This window comes from Aurantibacter crassamenti (assembly GCF_016811105.1).
GTDB lineage: Bacteria > Bacteroidota > Bacteroidia > Flavobacteriales > Flavobacteriaceae > Aurantibacter_A > Aurantibacter_A crassamenti.
This window is the reverse complement of sequence record NZ_JAFBGM010000002.1, coordinates 494368-514235: the sequence shown is the minus strand read 5'-3', so window position 1 is coordinate 514235 and position 19868 is coordinate 494368. Positions and strand designations below refer to the sequence as shown.

General features: G+C 33.2%; 19 protein-coding genes. 16 read left to right on the top strand and 3 right to left on the bottom strand.

Annotated features, from left to right (window positions below; genetic code table 11):
• The first annotated feature begins 42 nt into the window (after window positions 1–42).
• Window positions 43–963 (top strand): hypothetical protein, encoded by a 921-nt coding sequence (locus tag JQC67_RS14830; RefSeq protein ID WP_203253703.1) that lies wholly within the window; start codon window positions 43–45, stop codon window positions 961–963.
• Window positions 964–971: 8 nt separating this feature from the next.
• Here JQC67_RS14830 and JQC67_RS14825 read toward each other — a convergent pair whose 3' ends face one another.
• Window positions 972–1619 (bottom strand): alpha/beta hydrolase, encoded by a 648-nt coding sequence (locus JQC67_RS14825; RefSeq protein WP_203253702.1) that lies wholly within the window; start codon window positions 1617–1619, stop codon window positions 972–974.
• 75 nt (window positions 1620–1694) lie between these two features.
• Here JQC67_RS14825 and JQC67_RS14820 point away from each other — a divergent pair, with 75 nt between their 5' ends.
• From JQC67_RS14820 to JQC67_RS14780, 9 genes are all read left to right on the top strand, one after another.
• Window positions 1695–2117, top strand: coding sequence for a PaaI family thioesterase (locus tag JQC67_RS14820; protein ID WP_203253701.1), 423 nt, complete (start codon window positions 1695–1697; stop codon window positions 2115–2117).
• Between the two features lies 1 nt (window position 2118).
• Window positions 2119–3156, top strand: a complete 1038-nt coding sequence (locus tag JQC67_RS14815; protein WP_203253700.1) for an isochorismate synthase — start codon at window positions 2119–2121, stop codon at window positions 3154–3156.
• A 45-nt stretch (window positions 3157–3201) separates the two neighbouring features.
• Window positions 3202–4953 (top strand): 2-succinyl-5-enolpyruvyl-6-hydroxy-3-cyclohexene-1-carboxylic-acid synthase, encoded by a 1752-nt coding sequence (menD, locus tag JQC67_RS14810; RefSeq protein ID WP_203253699.1) that lies wholly within the window; start codon window positions 3202–3204, stop codon window positions 4951–4953.
• Window positions 4954–5006: 53 nt separating this feature from the next.
• Window positions 5007–5354 (top strand): DUF2853 family protein, encoded by a 348-nt coding sequence (locus JQC67_RS14805; RefSeq protein ID WP_203253698.1) that lies wholly within the window; start codon window positions 5007–5009, stop codon window positions 5352–5354.
• Between the two features lie 79 nt (window positions 5355–5433).
• Window positions 5434–6264: a CvfB family protein gene (locus JQC67_RS14800; protein WP_203253697.1), complete on the top strand. Its 831-nt coding sequence runs from the start codon at window positions 5434–5436 to the stop codon at window positions 6262–6264.
• A 181-nt stretch (window positions 6265–6445) separates the two neighbouring features.
• Entirely contained in the window at window positions 6446–7051 is a 606-nt protein-coding gene (locus JQC67_RS14795) for an SPOR domain-containing protein (RefSeq protein WP_203253696.1), read from the top strand.
• Between the two features lies 1 nt (window position 7052).
• A complete protein-coding gene (gene menA, locus JQC67_RS14790; RefSeq protein WP_203253695.1) occupies window positions 7053–7961 on the top strand; it encodes a 1,4-dihydroxy-2-naphthoate octaprenyltransferase in 909 nt (302 codons plus the stop codon).
• Between the two features lie 33 nt (window positions 7962–7994).
• Window positions 7995–8753: a LytR/AlgR family response regulator transcription factor gene (locus tag JQC67_RS14785; protein WP_203253694.1), complete on the top strand. Its 759-nt coding sequence runs from the start codon at window positions 7995–7997 to the stop codon at window positions 8751–8753.
• Between the two features lie 497 nt (window positions 8754–9250).
• On the top strand, window positions 9251–11218 hold the full coding sequence (locus tag JQC67_RS14780; RefSeq protein WP_203253693.1) for a tetratricopeptide repeat-containing sensor histidine kinase: 1968 nt from the start codon (window positions 9251–9253) through the stop codon (window positions 11216–11218).
• A gap of 1 nt (window position 11219) precedes the next feature.
• Here the strand turns inward: JQC67_RS14780 and JQC67_RS14775 are convergent, their stop codons facing one another.
• On the bottom strand, window positions 11220–12014 hold the full coding sequence (locus tag JQC67_RS14775; protein WP_203253692.1) for an SDR family oxidoreductase: 795 nt from the start codon (window positions 12012–12014) through the stop codon (window positions 11220–11222).
• Between the two features lie 47 nt (window positions 12015–12061).
• Between JQC67_RS14775 and JQC67_RS14770 the strand changes: the two genes are divergently transcribed.
• From JQC67_RS14770 to JQC67_RS14760, 3 genes are read left to right on the top strand one after another with little or no spacing between them, the layout of a single operon-like run.
• Window positions 12062–13114, top strand: coding sequence for an o-succinylbenzoate synthase (locus JQC67_RS14770; RefSeq protein WP_203253691.1), 1053 nt, complete (start codon window positions 12062–12064; stop codon window positions 13112–13114).
• On the top strand, window positions 13105–14079 hold the full coding sequence (locus tag JQC67_RS14765) for a CPBP family intramembrane glutamic endopeptidase (protein ID WP_203253690.1): 975 nt from the start codon (window positions 13105–13107) through the stop codon (window positions 14077–14079). Before JQC67_RS14770 ends, JQC67_RS14765 begins: the two co-directional genes overlap by 10 nt.
• Window positions 14054–15142 (top strand): AMP-binding protein, encoded by a 1089-nt coding sequence (locus tag JQC67_RS14760; protein WP_203253689.1) that lies wholly within the window; start codon window positions 14054–14056, stop codon window positions 15140–15142. Before JQC67_RS14765 ends, JQC67_RS14760 begins: the two co-directional genes overlap by 26 nt.
• Here the strand turns inward: JQC67_RS14760 and JQC67_RS14755 are convergent.
• Complete coding sequence (locus JQC67_RS14755) at window positions 15131–16759, bottom strand: acyl-CoA carboxylase subunit beta (protein ID WP_203253688.1); 1629 nt, start codon at window positions 16757–16759, stop codon at window positions 15131–15133. The genes JQC67_RS14760 and JQC67_RS14755 overlap by 12 nt on opposite strands.
• Before the next feature lie 70 nt (window positions 16760–16829).
• Here JQC67_RS14755 and JQC67_RS14750 point away from each other — a divergent pair, with 70 nt between their 5' ends.
• The 3 genes from JQC67_RS14750 (at window position 16830) to ettA (ending at window position 19845) form a co-directional block, all read left to right on the top strand.
• Window positions 16830–17813: a Gfo/Idh/MocA family protein gene (locus JQC67_RS14750; RefSeq protein WP_203253687.1), complete on the top strand. Its 984-nt coding sequence runs from the start codon at window positions 16830–16832 to the stop codon at window positions 17811–17813.
• 72 nt (window positions 17814–17885) lie between these two features.
• A complete protein-coding gene (locus JQC67_RS14745) occupies window positions 17886–18068 on the top strand; it encodes a CAL67264 family membrane protein (protein ID WP_203253686.1) in 183 nt (60 codons plus the stop codon).
• Window positions 18069–18153: 85 nt separating this feature from the next.
• Entirely contained in the window at window positions 18154–19845 is a 1692-nt protein-coding gene (ettA, locus tag JQC67_RS14740; RefSeq protein ID WP_203253685.1) for an energy-dependent translational throttle protein EttA, read from the top strand.
• Window positions 19846–19868 lie beyond the last annotated feature (23 nt).

Here is a 19868-nt window from a genome sequence, read left to right as displayed (position 1 = left end):
GTATTTGTTTCTATTTGAAGTAATATCAAGTAATTTTGCCAAATGATGAAAAACATTCTTGTCGTAGTATTCCTTCTTATCACAGGTGCTTTCTTTAAAGTGTTTGGTCAAGAAGCACAGATTTTTAGTGTTGAAGATTTTGATTTAAGAGGCAATGTGAAATCATGTCTAGTAATAACCAAGTACGGCAAAGAAGAATATGAGTTTGATGCGAAGAGTCGCTTGATCAAATCTGTCACTCGTTATAGTGATACTGATTACGATATAACACGTTATAAATTTGAAAAAGACGAGCTTACTGAAAAGCGCACAGAGAATTATAGAGATGGTAAGTTTGATCCATCTATTTCATTTGGTAATTTTTATACAGTAGAGAAATCTGAACCTCGAGTAGTCATAGAGAAGGTTTTTTCTTATGAAAAAGAATTCTTAGATAGTTACCAATACACCTATAATGAAGCAGGTAAATTAAAAGCTATTTTACATTCTGGTGCTGATGGTGAAAATGAAACCGTTATTGAACATTCAGAAAAAGGTAATATTTCTGAACAAACCTATAGTTTAAACGGAGTAATTAAAAAATCAGTAAAAATTACAATTGATAAAATTGAAAATACCAAAACTGAATTTACTGTTCAATATTTAGATGGAATTAAAACTTCTGCTGTTAAGAAAGTGTTTAATAAATATGAACAATTGATTTCTGAATCGCAAATGAGTTTTGATACTAACACTAAAAAATTCATAGCAACAGAAAAGAAAAAATATAGTTATGTTCAAAGTGGTGTGAAAAACAAACTAATTACTACCATTGGTAATTCAGAAAGTACGCACCAATATATTTATCAGTTTGATAATGAAGAAACAGGCAATTGGGTAAAAGAAATTATTGCGCCTGATAATTTATATACAACCCGTAAAATTGAGTATTTTCCTGAGGTAAAACCTGATAAAAAGGAATAATTTGTAATTCACTGTATTAAGCTTAATACAATTTCTTTTTTCACTTCATGGCCACCTTCAAATTTTATAGTTTGCGCTTTTCCTTTAAAAAGAATGTCTATTCTCTTATTTTCTGTGAGCATTCGGTCAGCAGTTAAATATTCATCTTTATCACCAATTATTACTTTCACTTCTGTATTGTTTTCTTGAAGGAAATTAAAATCAGTTGGTTTTAATTCATTCGGAAGACCACCTGCATAAAAAACCAATTGTGAACACTTTATCTTTCTTTTTGCAACCCATCTTGCTGCAATTGATACACCTTGTGAAAAACCGAATACAATTAAATTTAAGCTATTCGGGATGCCTTCTTTTTCACAAACTGAGTCAATAGAATTAAGTACATTTTCTATTTCTAGTTCTGTTTTTTCTTTTGTAAGCCAACTTGCACCTACATGTTTGTATTGATTTTTTAGATAGTATTTTGACGGAGCTTGTGGAGCAATAATATAATTTTCATCCGCTGAAAGCGTATCAAAAAAATTTATAAAATAACGGCTGAGATATCCAATGCCGTGAAAAACAATCCAAACATTTTTAGTTTTAGGTCCAAGAGTATTTAAAGTGGAATAAGTATTTGTTGAGGTGTAGGTATTTTCTTTTTCTATGCTACTCATATTTAATTTCAAATTGCCAAGCTTGTCTTGAATTTATTTCGTTAGGTAATAGTATTTTTACAAAAATTCAATTTTATGAATGAATTTCAAGAAAAGATACTCAAAATCTGTAACGAGTCCACAAAAAATACTTTTATGGAGACTATAGGAATTGAGTATGTAGATGTTGGCGAAAATTTTTTAACAGCAAAAATGCCAGTTTCACCAACCGTTCATCAACCTGATGGTGTTTTGCATGGTGGCGTTACAGCAGCATTGGCTGAAAGTGTTGGTAGTGTTGCAGCTCATGTTTTTTTAAATGGGCAAGATGTTATGATTAGAGGTACGCAAATTACGGCTAACCATATTAGTAGTATAAAAGAAGGTGTGGTTTTCGCTACTGCATCTGCAATACATATGGGTCGTACAACACAATTGTGGGATATAAAAGTCAGTGATGGTGATGGAAAACTAATTTCATCTTGCAGATTATCTACTATAGCCTTACAGAAAAAATAATATGTGGCAGCGTATTGAAAAACAGTTGAGTGATCAATTGCCATTTGTTGTTTATTGTAAACCAAGGCAAACGGAAATAAAAGCGATTTTTCAAAAAGATAAGTCGCTTACCAAGGTTTCTGATTTTACAGAAAGTGGATTTGTTTTTGCGCCTTTTGAATCAAAAGATGCAGCTGTTCTGATTAAAAATGATGAGCATATTCATCTTGAGTTTTCAGAAGAAAAACAAGAAATCAGTTTAACTCAACCACTTGCTGAATCAAATTCTGGGCGTGATCCTTATATCAAATTACTCAGAAAAACAATCCATGAAATAGAATCAGGTGCATTTACAAAAGTTGTGCTTTCACGTAATCTGAAAGTTGAAAGTAAAACTTCACCAATAACACTTTTTAGAAGAATAGTGTCATTGTATAGGAATGCGTTTTGTTATTTGTGGTATCACCCAGAAGTAGGAATGTGGCTTGGAGCTACTCCCGAAATTTTACTACAAACCGAAAACAGTAATCTGACAACTATGTCATTAGCAGGTACATTGCCTTACGAGCGGATACGTAAACCGAATTGGAGTTTTAAAGAATTAGACGAGCAAGCATTGGTTACCAAGTATATTCTTGATGCCTTGCAGGGTAAAGTTGAAGAACTTCAAGAATCAGATTTAGAAACAATTCGGGCAGGTGAGCTAGTTCATTTACGTACGAAAATCACAGGTGTTTTACAGTCAAATAAGTTGAACGAAATTATTGATGCTTTGCATCCTACACCGGCTGTGTGTGGATTTCCGAAGAAAAATACCATGAATTTTATTCTTGATAATGAAGACTATGATCGTCAGTTTTATGCCGGATTTTTAGGCGAATTGAATTTTGGTTTGAATATGGCAACAACACTTTATGTAAATCTAAGATGCATGCAAAAAATTGATAACATCATGAAGATTTATGTTGGGGGAGGGGTTACCAAAGATTCTGACCCCGAAAAAGAATGGCAAGAGACCGTTAATAAAAGTCAAACAATGCTACGCGTACTTTACAATTAATATTATTGGGTAGTATAGAACTTGGGTCGTATTTTTGTTAGTACTATGGAGCAATCAAGCATACCGTCAGCTCAGCTATTACTACAGCTATGTAAAGCCCACGGAATTAATAACATTGTAATTTCACCAGGTTCTAGAAATGCGCCGCTTACTTTAAGTTTTACTGAAGATTCATTTTTCACATGTTACAGTGTTGTTGATGAAAGAAGTGCTGCTTTTTTTGCAATGGGTATTGCCCAGCAATTACGTAAACCTGTGGCTGCAATTTGCACCTCTGGTAGTGCCTTATTAAATTATTATCCGGCCGTAGCAGAAGCTTTTTACAGTGATATACCGCTAGTATTGATTTCTGCGGATAGACCGTTTTATAAAATTGATATTGGCGATGGGCAAACCATACGTCAAGACAATGTTTTTAATCGACACATAGGTTATTCAGCCAATTTAAAACTTGATGTTTCGCATGCAACCGATCGTATTCAAAAGTATGCACCTCAATTGATTCATAACAAAAACGTTGATGTTTCTCAGTCTGAGGTGGATAAATATAATAGTGCTGAAATTCAAAATGCACTGTTGATGTCAATGCAGAACAATACTCCGGTTCATATAAATATTCCGTTTGAAGAGCCACTTTACGATATGGTTTTGAAGAAAGATCAAATTATTGAAACTGTAGTTGTAGAAAATAACTTAATAGATGATTTTGATGTTTCTGAATTTTCTTCCATTTGGAATAATGCAGAAAGAAAAATGGTTTTAGTTGGCACAAATATTCCAAACGATATAGAACAGGAATATCTTGATATTTTGGCTGAAGATGCTTCAGTAGTTTTTCTAACAGAAACTACTTCAAATTTACATCACGATAATTTTTTCACAAGTATAGATAGTTTAATTGCGCCAATTGAAAAATCTGAAAATAAAGATGTTTTATTTGAAAGGCTTAAACCAGAAGTCTTATTGACTTTTGGCGGCTTAATTGTATCAAAGAAAATAAAAGCATTTTTACGAACATATAAACCAGAGCACCATTGGCATATCAATTCGAAGAAAGCATTTGATACTTTTTTTTGTTTATCACATCATTTTAAAATGCATCCGAATGACTTTTTTAGTCAATTTTGTCTGAATTTAGAACATAAGATTAGCGACCATTTTAACTTTTGGAAGGATAAAAAAGATAACTATGAATCAAAACGCCAAGCATATTTAAAAACTATATCTTTTTCAGATATGTTGGCTTTTGAAAAAATAATTGCAACAATTCCAGAAAATTATCAATTGCAATTATCAAATAGCTCAACGGTACGCTACGCGCAGCTTTTTGATTTAGATACTTCACTTCAGGTATTTTGTAATCGTGGCACTAGCGGTATAGATGGTAGTGTTTCAACGGCAGTTGGTGCAGCAATTTATAATAAAGCTCCTACGCTTTTAATTTCAGGCGATTTAAGTTTTCTGTACGATAGCAACGGACTGTGGAATAATTATATTCGTGCTGATTTCAGGATAATTGTTGTTAATAATGAAGGTGGCGGTATTTTTAGAATACTTCCGGGGCATCGTGAAAGTGATAATTTTAAAACATTTTTTGAAACTCCTCAGAATCTCCAAATTTCACATATTTGTGATATGTATGGTTTCGATTTCATTTCTGCTAATGATTCAAGCGAACTTGAAAATGCTTTAAAAGAGTTTTATTTATCCTCAGAAAAACCAAAACTTTTAGAAATAAAAACGCCAAGTATTATTAACAATCAAATTTTGCTTGAATATTTCGATTTCATATCTTAGCAATCCATAACTATTTACATATAACTATAAACATTTATTAAACACTTCGTATTATGAGTTCAAAAAGAGAAGAATTAATTGAAAAGTATGTTGCTGACATTAAAGATAAATTTGGTGAAACACCAGATATGGATCTTTTAACTAAAGTTACAGTTGGCTTAGGTCCAGCAATTTACAATCTTGATGCATCAAAAGTTTCTGGTAGCGATGACAAAGAACTAGAAACGGTTAAGAAAAATTATTTGATTAAAAAATTGGGTATGGATGACAGCCCAAAACTAATGGAAGCTGTAAAAAGTGTTATGGATACTTACGGCTCTTCTAATAGAAATAAGCATCGTGCTGTGATTTATTACATGTTATGTAAGCATTTCAAAAAAGCAGCTGTTTACAATAAATAGAATAATAAGTTCAATGAAACCGTCAAACAATTGTTTGACGGTTTTTTTGTGCCTGTAAATTAAAAGATACCTTTACAAAATGATTGAGCTGGGTAATTACAATGAGCTGGAAATTTTGAGAGATACCAGTGTAGGACTTTTTTTAGGTAGTGAAGGTGGTACAGAAATTTTGTTGCCAAACAAATATGTGCCAGTAGATTATGAAATAGGTGACAAGCTGACCGTGTTTTGTTATTTAGATCATGAAGAAAGACCTGTCGCTACCAATATTGATCCATTTATAAAACGGGGTGTTTTTAGTTTACTACGAGTGGTAGAAGTAAATCAATTCGGAGCCTTTTTAGATTGGGGTTTAGAAAAACATTTACTTGTTCCGTTTCGTGAGCAACGTGATAAAATGAAAGAGGATCAATGGTATGTGGTCTATTGTTATCTTGATGAGCAAACCTTTAGACTAGTAGGGTCAAATAAATTAGATGGGTTTCTTGATAATGAAAATTTGACCGTAGAAAATGGTGATAAAGTAGAATTGGTGGTTACGCGATTGACTGATTTAGGTTGGGAAGTAATTATCAATAACGCTCACAAAGGTCTTGTATTTGATAATGAGGTATTTCAAAAAATTGCAATTGGAGACAAAATTGAAGGATATATTAAGAACATACGCCCTGACAATAAAATTGATGTTTCATTACAACCGCTGGGCATAGAAAGTCTTGAACCTACCGCTGAAAAAATTCTCAATAAAATTATAGAAAGAAACGGATTTTTACCTTTGCATGATAAGTCTAACCCTGAAGATATTTCTAAAATTCTACAGATGAGTAAGAAGTCTTTTAAAAAGGGAATAGGCGTACTTTACAAAGCTCGAAAAATAGAAATTAAAGAAGATGGTGTTCACCTCATTTAAAGATTAATGCTCAGATCTAGTATTTGTTTACTAATATATCTGTTTACCAAATCAAATTGACTACGATTTTACTAGGTTTTACCACTAAAATTTTTACTTTTACAACATTCGGTTGTCCAATATAATAAACATTGACGTTAATTGGTTAACTTTATAGAAACCCTGTAAAATATAGCAATACATGCCTTTTATAGAAGAAAGCGATTTACTAGAATTGCATAAAGATATTGATAAAGCCCAGATTATAAACGAGCGGCTTTTAGATCAAATAAAAATAAAGAACAAAGAGTTGAAATCAAGTAAGATTCAGCGCAATGTTCTTGGTGGTATTACAGCACTTTTTTTAGCTGGTACTTTAGCCATGACAGGTTTGACCGCTGGCTTAAGTATGAGTAAGAATAATTTTGAACAACAAAATAATCATCTGCTGGTTTCTATTGACAGTTTAGACGGTATAAAATCTAGAATTGATAATCTGAAACAACAGAATGAAGAGTTAAGTTTGTTGAATGATTTTTATCTAGCAAAAAAATTCTTAGAAAAAGAGACAATTTATTCTGTTCAAGTAAAGTCTTTTGTTGATAACAATGTTGCACTTGCTTCTGAAGCATTAACAAACACGTTGTTTGTAAAGACGAATCCTTTTTATTCCTATTCACTTGGAAATTTTGGAACCTTAGAAGAAGCTCAAAAATTTAGAACCGAATTGGTAAATATAGGTTTTCAAGATGCTTTTGTTGCTTCCTATAAAGATGGAAAGCGATTACAAATAGAAGATCCTTATTAGTTTGATGAAAATTAAGGCATGGTTGTATGCTGCTAGATTACGAACACTTCCACTTTCTGTTTCAGGAATTATAGTAGGTACAGCAGTAGCAAAGTATCACGGAAAAAGTGATACGTTAATATTTATTCTTGCATTATTGACTACAATCGGATTTCAAATAACTTCAAACTTTGCTAATGATTATGGCGATGGTGTAAAGGGTACAGACAATGACACGCGTATTGGCCCCAAAAGAGCCTTACAAGGTGGTTTACTCTCACGAAAAGAATTGAAGAATGGTATTCTCATTTCTATTATAATAAGCTTAATTTTTGTCGGTACTTTAGTTTATACAGCTTTTGGTCATCAGAAGTTAGAATACATAGTTTTATTTTCAATTTTAGGAATTTTAAGTATTTGGGCAGCAATCAAATATACTGTAGGTGATTCGGCATATGGGTATTTAGGTTTTGGTGATTTATTTGTATTTCTATTCTTCGGATTGCTTGCTGTATTGGGTTCAATGTTTCTTTATGCAAATTTTATAACACTTATTGCACTATTACCTGCAACAGCTATTGGGCTACTTTGTACTGCAGTTTTGAATTTAAATAACTTAAGAGATTACGAAACTGATAAGAAATCTCAAAAGAATACGTTAGTAGTATTGATGGGGTTTGAAAATGCAAAGAAATATCACTACACATTGTTGTTGATTTCTTTTCTTTGTATTATATTTTATATGTTTCTTAGCTTTGAAAATTGGCTTATATATATTCCTTTATTGGCATTTGTACCCATTTTCGTACATTTGAAAAAGGTGTATAATATCAAAGAACCAGTAAAGTTAGACCCCGAGCTAAAAAAATTGGCGCTAAGTACTTTTTTTTTATCTGTTTTGATTTTTATTAGTTGTTATTATAAAATTTAATTTGAAATGCTAACCACCTAAATAACCCACATCTTGGAACAACCAATTAGAATTCTTATCGTTGAAGACAATGTAATCATCGCAGATGATATGCAATCTATGCTTGAAGAAATTGGCTATGAAATAGTCGATAACGTAATTGTTTATGAGCAAGCTGTTGAAGTATTGAAAACAAAAGAGGTTGATCTTGTGTTAATAGATATAATCTTAGCCTCTGATAAAACGGGTATTGACCTTGGTAAACATATTCGTGAAAATTATAGTATCCCATTTATTTTTGTAACATCAAATTCAGATCGAGCAACGGTTGAGAATGCAAAAACTGTTAAACCAAATGGTTATCTAGTGAAGCCTTTTGAACAACAAGATTTGTATACATCAATTGAAATTGCGCTTTCAAATTTTATTTATGTTCCAAAAGATGGAAACAGTCAAGCTGCACAAGCACCTGTTGCTGATGGTCCAATGTCTAATGCAGTATTAAAGGATTCTATTTTTGTTAAAAAGCAACATTTGTATTATAGAATTCAGTTTGGTGACATTCAATTTATTAAAGCTGATAATGTTTATTTAGAAGTAAATACGGTTGACAAAAAATTCTTAGTTCGTTCTCCACTAAAAGACTATTTAGAGAAATTGCCTAAGAACAAATTTTACAGGGCACATAAATCATATATAGTTAATGTAGATCATATTGATGCTATTAACTCAAAAGATATTATGATTAATGAGACGCTTATTCCAATTTCTAAAGATTTTAAAGAATTTATTATCTCTGCAATGAATTCTTGATATTACAAACATAATATTGAAATATAGGTGCTTTACAGGCACCTTTTTTTATGACTATAATTTGAGGAGGATATTAATAAGTAATTACCTATTAAATGTGTAAGAAAATTCTTTTTCAATACGATTTGACATTCTATTAAATACCAAAATATTCGGTGAAATACATCATTTTGGCAGTGTTTTTACTTTCACAACATTATTTTAAACTTACACAACAATATAAGCACGAAAAATTTACTTAAGGTTAATTTTGAACAATTGGGCTAATGGTATTTATTACATCCATTTAGGGTATTCCTTTTTAAATACAGCTAAAATGCTGTTTTTTAAATGAAAATTTAATTCCTTATACCACTAAAACCTGTAGAAAACGATAATCATGGTAAAACAACGTTTAAAATTGAATAATATATGTCAATAACGTTAATTAGCGACAACAAATTCGCGTACAAACCGTTGAATTATATAATGTTTTCAGTTGTTCCTTGTAGTAAATCATGAAAAAGTTGCTCAACAAATTTCTTAGTATAGTTTTCTTTTGTGGTCTTTCGATTTTGACAATTCATGGTCAAGAATCTGAATTGCCTGAGGTCAATGCTTATGAAAGCTTTCTTAATCTTGACGGCTCTACGGCGCAATTTACTTTTTTCTTTAATTCATCAAACAGATATCAAGAAAATTCAGCTTATGATTGGATTGATAGTGTAAACGATTATAAAGTAAATGCTGAAAAGAATAGGGATTCTACTGGCATACGTAACTATATGCTAATTCAATCACAGATTTTACATGACCTAGGTGATTTTGATAAAGGCTTGACAGTGGCCAAAGAAGTGTATGATGATATTGATTCGCTTGATATTGAACAGAAAGCTGCTCTTTTAAATATCATGGACCGAACTTATGGGCAATTAGAGTTGTATGATAACCAAATGGATATTCGTGAAAAGAAAAAAGAATTGGGCATCATTAAGAATGTTTATTTCTATGATATCTATTCTAATTTAGGAATGTACCGCGCCGCTATTGATGATTATTATGATAAGATAAAGCCTAATGTTAATGATAAAGACTCTTTTGCTCAAGCTGATTTTTATAATAATATTGGAAATTTTTTGCGGTTAGACGGCTCAACACCTACAGCTTTAAGTAATTACAAAAAGGCATATGGGTATACAGAAGTGTATATCAATGATATCATGTTAACCAAAACTGAAAAGGAAGAAACTAAAGGATTTTTGTTAAAAGGCAAGATTGAAGGTAATATTGGAAAGTGTCATGCTCAAATGAAAAATTATGAGTTGGCTATTCCGAAACTAGAAAATAGTCTTGAACTAATTAAAGAACATAGTGCTGGTAAATATTCACAAGATTTTATAGAAAATTCATTAGCACTTGCTGAATGCTATATTCAACTTGAAGATTTTGAAAAAGCAACTGATTATTTAAGTGATGATCTTGATATTAAAAGAACTATAGATGTTTTAAAAAAGAATAGATTGTTTGCGGCTTTTTATGAAAAGACTGGTGATTATAATAATTCAACCCAGTATTTCAAGAAAAATTTAAGAATTCATGATTCATTGGCAATAACATCTTCAGAGGTAAGAAAGCAAATGCTAGCGTCTGTAATGGGGCGTGATATGAAGAATAATCAAGAAATGATTTCTAAGCAACGAGCCTTATTAGAACAAGGAAGTAAAGATGCTCTTATTCAAAAGAAACGTAATGATTATGTAATTATCTCATTAGTTCTAACACTGCTTTTTTTAGCAGGTCTTGTTTATGCTTATATGAGGAGTCTAAAAAATCAACGCTTAATTGCACGACAAAAGGAAATTATTGAGAGTTCTTTGGTTGAGAAAGATTCTTTGCTAAAAGAAATTCACCATAGAGTTAAGAATAATCTGCAAATGGTTTCGAGTCTATTAAGTTTACAGACTAAAAATACCCGAAGTAAGGCTGCAATTGAAGCGCTGGAAGAAGGTAAGAGTAGGGTAAAGGCGATGGCTTTGATTCACCAAAAATTGTATCAGCATGATGATCTTTCAGTCATTGAAATGCAAGGTTATATTGAAAGTTTAATAAACAGTGTACAATCAGTTTATAAAAAGGGCGGACATAATATTAATATTACCATTGATGCTGAAGATGTTCAATTAGATATTGATCGCGCAATACCATTTGGCCTAATTTTAAATGAATTGGTATCAAATTCATTTAAATATGCTTTTCCGAATGATGAAGAAAACGGAAAAATCTATATTCACCTAAGACGAACCAAAGGTGAAGAAGGTTTCTTTGAATATACAGATAATGGTATCGGACTTCCTGAAGATACTGATGAGCGTGCAAATAGTTCTATGGGTTTACGTTTGATGAATCGTTTAGCTAATCAATTACAAACCGTTCTTAATGTAGATAAAAGTAATGAGGGTGTTCGTTTTTGGTTTAATTTCAAGTAATTTATCGCACATCAATATTGAGTACTAACCGATGTAGTAATTTCGGGAAAAATCGCTTTACATAAACAGCAAATTTTTCTTTACGACCTATATAAGCTTCATATTTTCGCCGTTCAATAGCTTTAATTATTTCTTTTGCACAGAGCTCAGCTGAAATTCCGTTTTCAGTAGCAGTATCATTATGTTCTTGTGCGTTACCGCTGCCAGTTAAGGCATTTTTTGCAACGTTGGTATTAATAAAACCCGGACAAATTAAGGTAACAGCTATACCGTCTTTTTCATGTTCCATTCGTAGTACATCAAAAAAGCCATGCAACGCATGTTTTGCACCGCAATACCCTGAACGGTAGGGAGAACCAAATTTTCCCATCAAACTTGATACTGTTACAAAATGGCCTGATCCACCTTTAATAAAATGTGGCAATACAGCTTTACTCAATGCCACAGTACCTAAGTAGTTTACATCCATTAGTTTTTTATCTACTGCGATGTCTGTATCAATAATTAATGATCTTTGACTAATTCCGGCATTGTTTATTAAAAAATCTATCTGACCGAATTTTGAAATTGCTTCGTTTACTTTTGATTTAGCAACATCAATATCGGCTATATCTAATTCTAAGATTGAAATATTGTTTTCATTTAAACAGTTGGCCTTTACGCGCTTTAGCTCTTGTAATCGCCTTGCAGAAATTATAAGTTTACAATTCTTTTTGTCTAGAGCATAAGTTAAAGCTTCACCAATACCTGATGATGCACCTGTAATCCAAATTGTTTTTCCGTCGATCTTGGTCATTTGTATCCTTTATTGCCGTAAAATATAATTAAATTTGTTGTCTTCGGATGAAAGCATCATATAAAAAACACATAATTGATTTTAAAAAACCTAGCGGTACCTCAAGAGGAGTGTTAATTCACAAGGAAACTTGGTACCTAACTTTACATGATGACGATAAATTTGGTATTGGTGAATGTGGTCTTTTACAAGGATTGAGCATAGATGATGTTCCAGAATATGAGCAAAAGTTACAGTGGACTTGCGATAATATTCATTTGGGTACAGATGTATTGTGGCATGCATTAATAAATTATCCTAGTATTCAATTTGGGGTAGAACAGGCCTTTCTGTCTTTTGAATCTTCAGACCCTTTTAAATTGTTTTCTACTGATTTTACAGAAGAGGAAAAAACAATTCCTATTAATGGCTTAGTTTGGATGGGTGATTTTGATTTTATGAACAAACAAATTCAACAAAAACTAGCCGAGGGTTTTCAATGTATTAAGTTAAAAATAGGGGCTATTGATTTCAATCAAGAAATAAAGTTATTAGACTCACTACGAAAAAACTATTCTAAAGAAATTTTAGAAATAAGAGTTGATGCAAATGGTGCCTTTTCGTCGGTAGACGCTTTAGAAAAGTTACATACTTTAGCAACCTTTGGTTTACATTCAATTGAGCAACCCATTCAGCCGGGTGATTATGTGCGAATGAATCAACTTTGTCAAGAATCTCCGCTACCCATTGCTTTAGATGAAGAGTTAATTGGTATTACAGATAAAATCGAAAAAGAAGAAATGTTGCGTGCAATTCGTCCCCAATACATTATCTTGAAACCAAGTTTAATTGGTGGTTTTCATGGTTGTGAAGAATGGATTTCGCTTGCTGAAAAATATAATATTGGTTGGTGGGTTACAAGTGCATTAGAGAGTAATATTGGGCTTAATGCCATTTCGCAATGGACGTACACACTCAATAATAATATGCCACAGGGTTTAGGCACTGGGGCTTTATATACTAATAATATAGAAAGTCCATTGACTGTTGAAAATGGACATATTTATTACAGCCAATCTAAAAAATGGAATACAAAAAAAATTGAAAAAGTATGTATATAGAACAAGCGTATAAGGGATTATCTGAAAGCTGGCGCTTTGTTATCGGTATTATTAGTATAATAATTGTTTGGCAATTTTTGGGATCTATTCCATTATTAATAGCATTAGTGCTAAAATCAGACTCTTTGTCTGCATTAGCAGGTGGTGATATCGCAGCGATTTCTGCTGTTCTAGGATCAAATCCATTTTTATTTTACATGTTGCTATCTTTTGCATTTGGTTTAGTGAGTCTATTTATTTACGTAAAGTGCATTCATAAGCAATCAATTACTAGTTTAACAACCTCACGAAAGAAAATTGACTGGGGAAGAATATTCTTTGCTTTTATTATTTGGGGTGTGATATCTGTAGTATTTGTACTTATTGATATTTATGTTTCTCCAGATGATTATGTATGGAATTTTGAGCTAAACAATTTTATAATTTTAGCTGTTATTGCAGTTATAATGATACCCATTCAGACAAGTATGGAAGAGTATTTTATGCGCGGCTATATGATGCAAGGTATTGGAATAATGGCAAAAAACAGATGGCTTCCACTGGTGATAACTTCGGTATTATTTGGCGTAATGCACCTGTTTAATCCTGAAGTAGAAAAGTTGGGTTACGGAATAATGGTGTATTATATTGGAACAGGTTTTTTTCTGGGAATTTTAGCTTTGATGGATGAAGGTCTTGAGTTAGCACTTGGTTTTCACGCTTCAAATAATTTAATTACCGCACTTTTAGTTACTGCAGATTGGACAGCTTTTCAAACACATTCACTTTATCGAGATATTTCTGAGCCTGCCTTAGGTTGGGATGTTTTTGTGCCAGTATTGGTAATTTACCCTATTTTACTATTTATTTTTTCAAAGAAATACGGCTGGTCTAATTGGAAAGAACGCCTTGCAGGTAAAGTATATTCAGAGGAAGAATTTCTAGCTCTAGACCAAAACAATGGAGAAATACAAAACCCTTCATAATCATTTTAAATTCAATGGTTCTTCGTATACAATTGAAGAATTACAAAGCCTTAGCAGGGATTATGTTAAGAAAGGCGCTACTAATGAACGTTCAATAGGTGAATTTCTACTGAATTGGTTAGATGAGAATGAAACTGTAAAAGTGTCTACTTCGGGTTCTACCGGAAAGCCTAAAGAAGTTGAACTGTATAAATCAAAAATGGTCAATTCAGCTTTGGCTACGGGTGAGTATTTTAAACTAAAACCAAAAGATAGTGCACTACTGTGTCTTTCTGCGGATTACATCGCAGGTAAAATGATGCTCGTTAGGGCTATGGTATTGGGGCTAGAATTAGATTGTGTTAGTCCGTCTTCAGATCCACTAAACGTTACTAATGGTAAACATTATGATTTTTGCGCAATGGTGCCTATGCAGCTTCAAAATTCTATTAATACTATTAACCAAATAAACACTTTAATTGTTGGTGGAGCCGCTGTTTCTCAAGTATTAAAAAACAAAATACAAAACACTTCATGCCATATTTATGAAACCTATGGTATGACAGAAACCATTACCCATGTTGCTATAAAGAAAATTAATAATATAAATTTCAATTTGGGCGTTACCGATGCCACCTATAAAGCTTTGCCGAATATAGCATTCTCAATTGATGAGCGCAATTGTCTTGTTATTAATGCACCTAAAGTATCAGATGAAGTAGTGGTAACAAATGATGTGGTAAACTTGATTTCAGAAATTGAGTTTGAATGGTTAGGCCGTTTTGATTCTATTATAAATTCTGGTGGTGTAAAATTGATTCCAGAACAAATTGAATCTAAACTTACACCTATAATCACAAACCGATTTTTTGTTGCAGGACTCCTAGATGAAAAATTAGGACAAAAGTTGGTTTTGATAGTTGAAGGTGAAATAAGTGCACCTACACTAATGACAGAAATTAGTCAACTTTCATCCATAAGTAAATACGAAAAGCCCAAAGAAGTTTATTCCCTACCCATATTTATTGAGACCAAAACGGGTAAAATCCAAAGAAAAGAAACTATAGAGTTATTAAACCTGTAAAACACCCATATTAAAGGGCTTTTCAATAGGTGCATGATTAGCAGCTTCTATGCCCATTGAAATCCATGTTCTGCTTTCTAATGGATCAATTACTCCATCTGTCCAAATACGGGAAGCCGCATAATAAGGTGAAATCTGATTATCATAACGCGATTTTATTTTATCAAAAAGTTCTTTTTCTTTTTCAGGAGTAATTTCTTCTCCTTTCTTTTTTAAAGAAGCTGTTTCTATTTGAAGTAATACTTTGGCGGCCGATTTTCCACTCATAACCGCTAGTTCTGCACTTGGCCAAGCTGTGATTAATCTTGGGTCATAGGCCTTGCCACACATGGCATAATTACCTGCGCCATAGCTATTACCAATGATAATAGTGAATTTTGGCACTACAGAATTACTTACCGCATTTACCATTTTGGCTCCGTCTTTAATAATGCCACCATGTTCACTTTTACTACCAACCATGAATCCAGTAACGTCTTGAATAAAAACTAGTGGAATTTTCTTCTGGTTGCAGTTTGCTATAAACCGTGTTGCTTTATCCGCGGAATCTGAATAAATAACACCACCAAATTGCATTTCTCCTTTGGCATTTTTTACCACTTTTCTTTGATTAGCAACTATGCCAACGGCCCAACCATCAATTCTTGCATAACCAGTTAAAATAGTTTTGCCATAATCTTCTTTATATTGTTCAAATTCTGAATCGTCTACTAATCGTTTGATAATTTCAGTCATATCATACTGAGCAGAACGAGAAGCAGGTAGAAGTCCGTATAGATCTTCTGGGTTTTCTTTAGGTTTTATAGATTTTTTTCTATTGTATCCTGCCTCGTCATAATCACCAATTTTATCAACAATGTTTTTTATTTTATCGAGACACGCTTTATCGTCCTTGGCTTTATAATCAGTCACGCCGCTAATTTCACAATGCGTGGTTGCACCGCCCAAAGTTTCATTATCAATGCTTTCTCCAATGGCAGCTTTTACTAGATAACTTCCAGCTAAAAAAATACTTCCAGTTTTATCTACAATTAAAGCCTCGTCACTCATAATTGGCAAATAGGCACCACCAGCAACACAACTTCCCATTACTGCTGCAATTTGAGTAATACCCATGCTACTCATTATTGCGTTGTTTCTAAAGATGCGACCGAAATGTTCTTTATCAGGAAAAATTTCATCTTGCATCGGTAGATAAACCCCAGCACTATCCACCAAATAAATAATAGGCAGCCGATTCTCAATGGCTATTTCTTGGGCACGCAGATTCTTTTTTCCCGTAATAGGAAACCAAGCTCCGGCCTTTACAGTAGCGTCATTTGCAACTACTAAGCATTGTTTTCCACCAATATATCCCATTTTAATAACGGTTCCGCCAGATGGGCAACCGCCATGTTCTTCATACATACCGTCTCCAGCAAATGCAGCTATTTCAATACTTTTCTTATTGCTGTCTAAAAGGTACTCAATGCGTTCACGAGCAGTTAATTTACCTTTTGCGCGATGTTTCTCTAATCGTGCTTTTCCACCACCAAGTTTAACTTGTGCCAACCTTTTTTTAAGGTCAGAAAGTAAAAGTTTATTGTGATCTTCGTTTTTGTTGAAGTCGATATCCATGAATAGAACTTTAAATATATAGTAAAGATAAGGAGTTAAAATGATTACTTTTAAAGGATAAAATTTGAATATGGGAAATGAAATCAGATGGGGAATCGCTGGCCCCGGTAAGATAGCGCATAAGTTCGCTCAAGATTTGCAATTGGTTAAAGGTGGACACATTACTGCAGTTGGTTCACGTAGTATTGAAAGAGCAAAAGCCTTTGCTAAAGAGTATGGAGCCCAACATGCCTATGCCAGCTATGAAGCTTTATTTAAAAGTGAAGAAATTGATATTGTTTATATAGCTACACCGCATAATTCACATGCTGAGTTAACATTGTTGGCTATTAAACATGGTAAACATGTACTTTGTGAAAAACCTGGTGGGGTTAAAAAATATGAGGTGCAACAAATGGTGAATGCGGCACAAGAGAAGGGTGTATTTTTTATGGAAGCACTATGGAGCAGATTTAATCCTGCTATTAAAAAAGTGAAAGCCCTAATTGACTCCAATGAGATTGGTGATGTAGGATATTTAAAAGCAGATTTTGCTTTTTATGGATTAGATAGAGACGAAAAGGGAAGATTGTTGAATCCGGATTTGGCAGGTGGATCTTTGTTAGATATCGGAATTTATCCAATTTTCTTATCTTATTTGATATTAGGTAAACCCCAAGAAATATTGGCTACGTCTAAATTTCATACCACTGGTGTAGAAATTCAAACTGCTATGATATTTAACTATAAAAATGCACAAGCTTTATTATATAGTGGTAATTCAACAAACTCTGAATGTAAAGCTGAAATTGCAGGCGCTACAGGGTCACTTTTTATCCCTGGTCGATGGCATGAAGCTCAAGGGTATTCATTAGAAAAGAATGATGAATTAACAGATTTTGATTTGCCTAGAAATGGATATGGTTATACGCATGAAATTGAAGAAGTGCACAAATGTCTTCAAGAAGGTAAAACTGAAAGCGAGCTGTGGTCACATCAAAATAGTTTAGACCTCATTGAGCTTTTAGATGCAGTTCGAGCTAAAGCAGGAATCACTTTTCCGTTTGAGAAATAATATTTGGCAATAAGCCTTTAATAGTCTCCTTAATTTTGCGATATTTGGATTTCAAGCTAAACCAAACAATGTATGGGAATGAATAAGAATACCGTATTGGCATGGGCCACATGGATTATGATTTTTGTCGGATTAGGATTAATTGCCTTAGGTGCTTTTCGCTATGATGATGTTGCTGGCTGGGGTTTTGCAGCAGTAGGTGCCGGATTCTTTGCCATTGCGTGGGTTTTTAATGCCTTAAAAGGGCGTGTATAATATTCAAGACAATATTTTAATGTGAGATTATGCACCAATACGGAGCATCTTTATCACTTATATTACAATTTCATAAACTATTACAATGAGCGACGATAAAAAAGTCATTTTTTCAATGTCTGGGGTTACTAAGACCTTTAAAAATGCAAATACCCCTGTTCTTAAGAATATTTATCTCAGCTTTTTCTATGGAGCTAAAATTGGTATTCTTGGTTTAAATGGTTCTGGTAAATCAACATTATTAAAGATTATTGCTGGAGTTGACAAAAATTATCAAGGTGATGTGGTTTTTTCTCCAGGATATAAAGTTGGTTATCTTGAACAAGAACCTGAACTTGATGAAGAAAAAACAGTTTTAGAAATTGTAAAAGAAGGTGTCGCTGAAACAGTTGCTATTCTAGATGAATACAATAAGATAAATGACATGTTTGGTTTGCCTGAAGTCTACGAAGATGCAGATAAAATGCAAAAGTTGATGGACAAGCAAGCGGTACTCCAAGATAAAATTGATGCTTCAAATGCATGGGAACTAGATACTAAGCTTGAAATTGCTATGGATGCTTTGCGCACCCCAGAAGGCGATAAGAAGATTGGTGTATTATCTGGTGGTGAAAGAAGAAGGGTTGCTCTTTGTCGTTTATTGCTACAAGAGCCTGAAATTCTATTACTAGATGAACCTACTAACCATTTAGATGCAGAATCAGTACATTGGTTAGAGCATCATTTAGCAGGTTATAAAGGAACTGTAATTGCAGTAACGCATGACCGTTATTTCTTAGATAACGTTGCAGGTTGGATTTTAGAATTAGATAGGGGAGAAGGTATTCCTTGGCAGGGAAATTACTCGAGTTGGCTGGATCAGAAATCTAAGCGCATGGCGCAAGAAAGTAAAACAGCTTCTAAAAGACAAAAAACCCTAGAACGCGAGTTAGAATGGGTTCGCCAAGGTGCTAAAGGAAGACAAACAAAGCAAAAGGCTCGTTTGAAGAATTATGACAAGCTAATGAGCCAAGACCAGAAACAATTAGATGAAAAGTTAGAAATCTATATTCCAAATGGTCCGCGTTTGGGTACTAATGTTATTGAAGCCAAAGGCGTTAGTAAGGCTTATGGTGACAAATTATTATATGAGAATCTAAATTTCAATTTACCGCAAGCGGGAATTGTTGGTATTATTGGACCTAATGGAGCTGGTAAAACAACAATTTTTAGAATGATTATGGGTGAAGAAACACCTGATGCAGGTAGTTTTGAAGTTGGCGAAACTGCAAAAATTGCATACGTTGATCAAAGTCATACTAAGATTGATTCAGATAAAACAATATGGCAAAATTTCAGTGATGAACAAGATTTAGTAATGATGGGAGGGCGAGAAGTCAATTCTCGTGCTTACTTGAGTCGATTTAACTTTTCTGGAAGTGAACAAAATAAAAAGGTAAATATGTTGTCTGGTGGTGAACGAAACCGTCTACATTTGGCAATGACATTGAAAGAAGAGGGCAACGTATTATTGCTTGATGAGCCAACTAATGATTTGGATGTTAATACATTACGTGCTTTAGAAGAAGGACTTGAAAATTTTGCTGGTTGTGCGGTAGTAATTTCGCATGATAGATGGTTTTTAGATCGTATATGTACCCATATCTTGGCTTTTGAAGGCGATTCGCAAGTATACTTCTTTGAAGGTTCATTCTCTGATTATGAAGAGAATAGAAAGAAACGATTGGGTGCTGATATTATGCCAAAACGTATTAAGTACAAGAAATTGATTCGTTAATCAAACTAAAGTATAAAGTACAA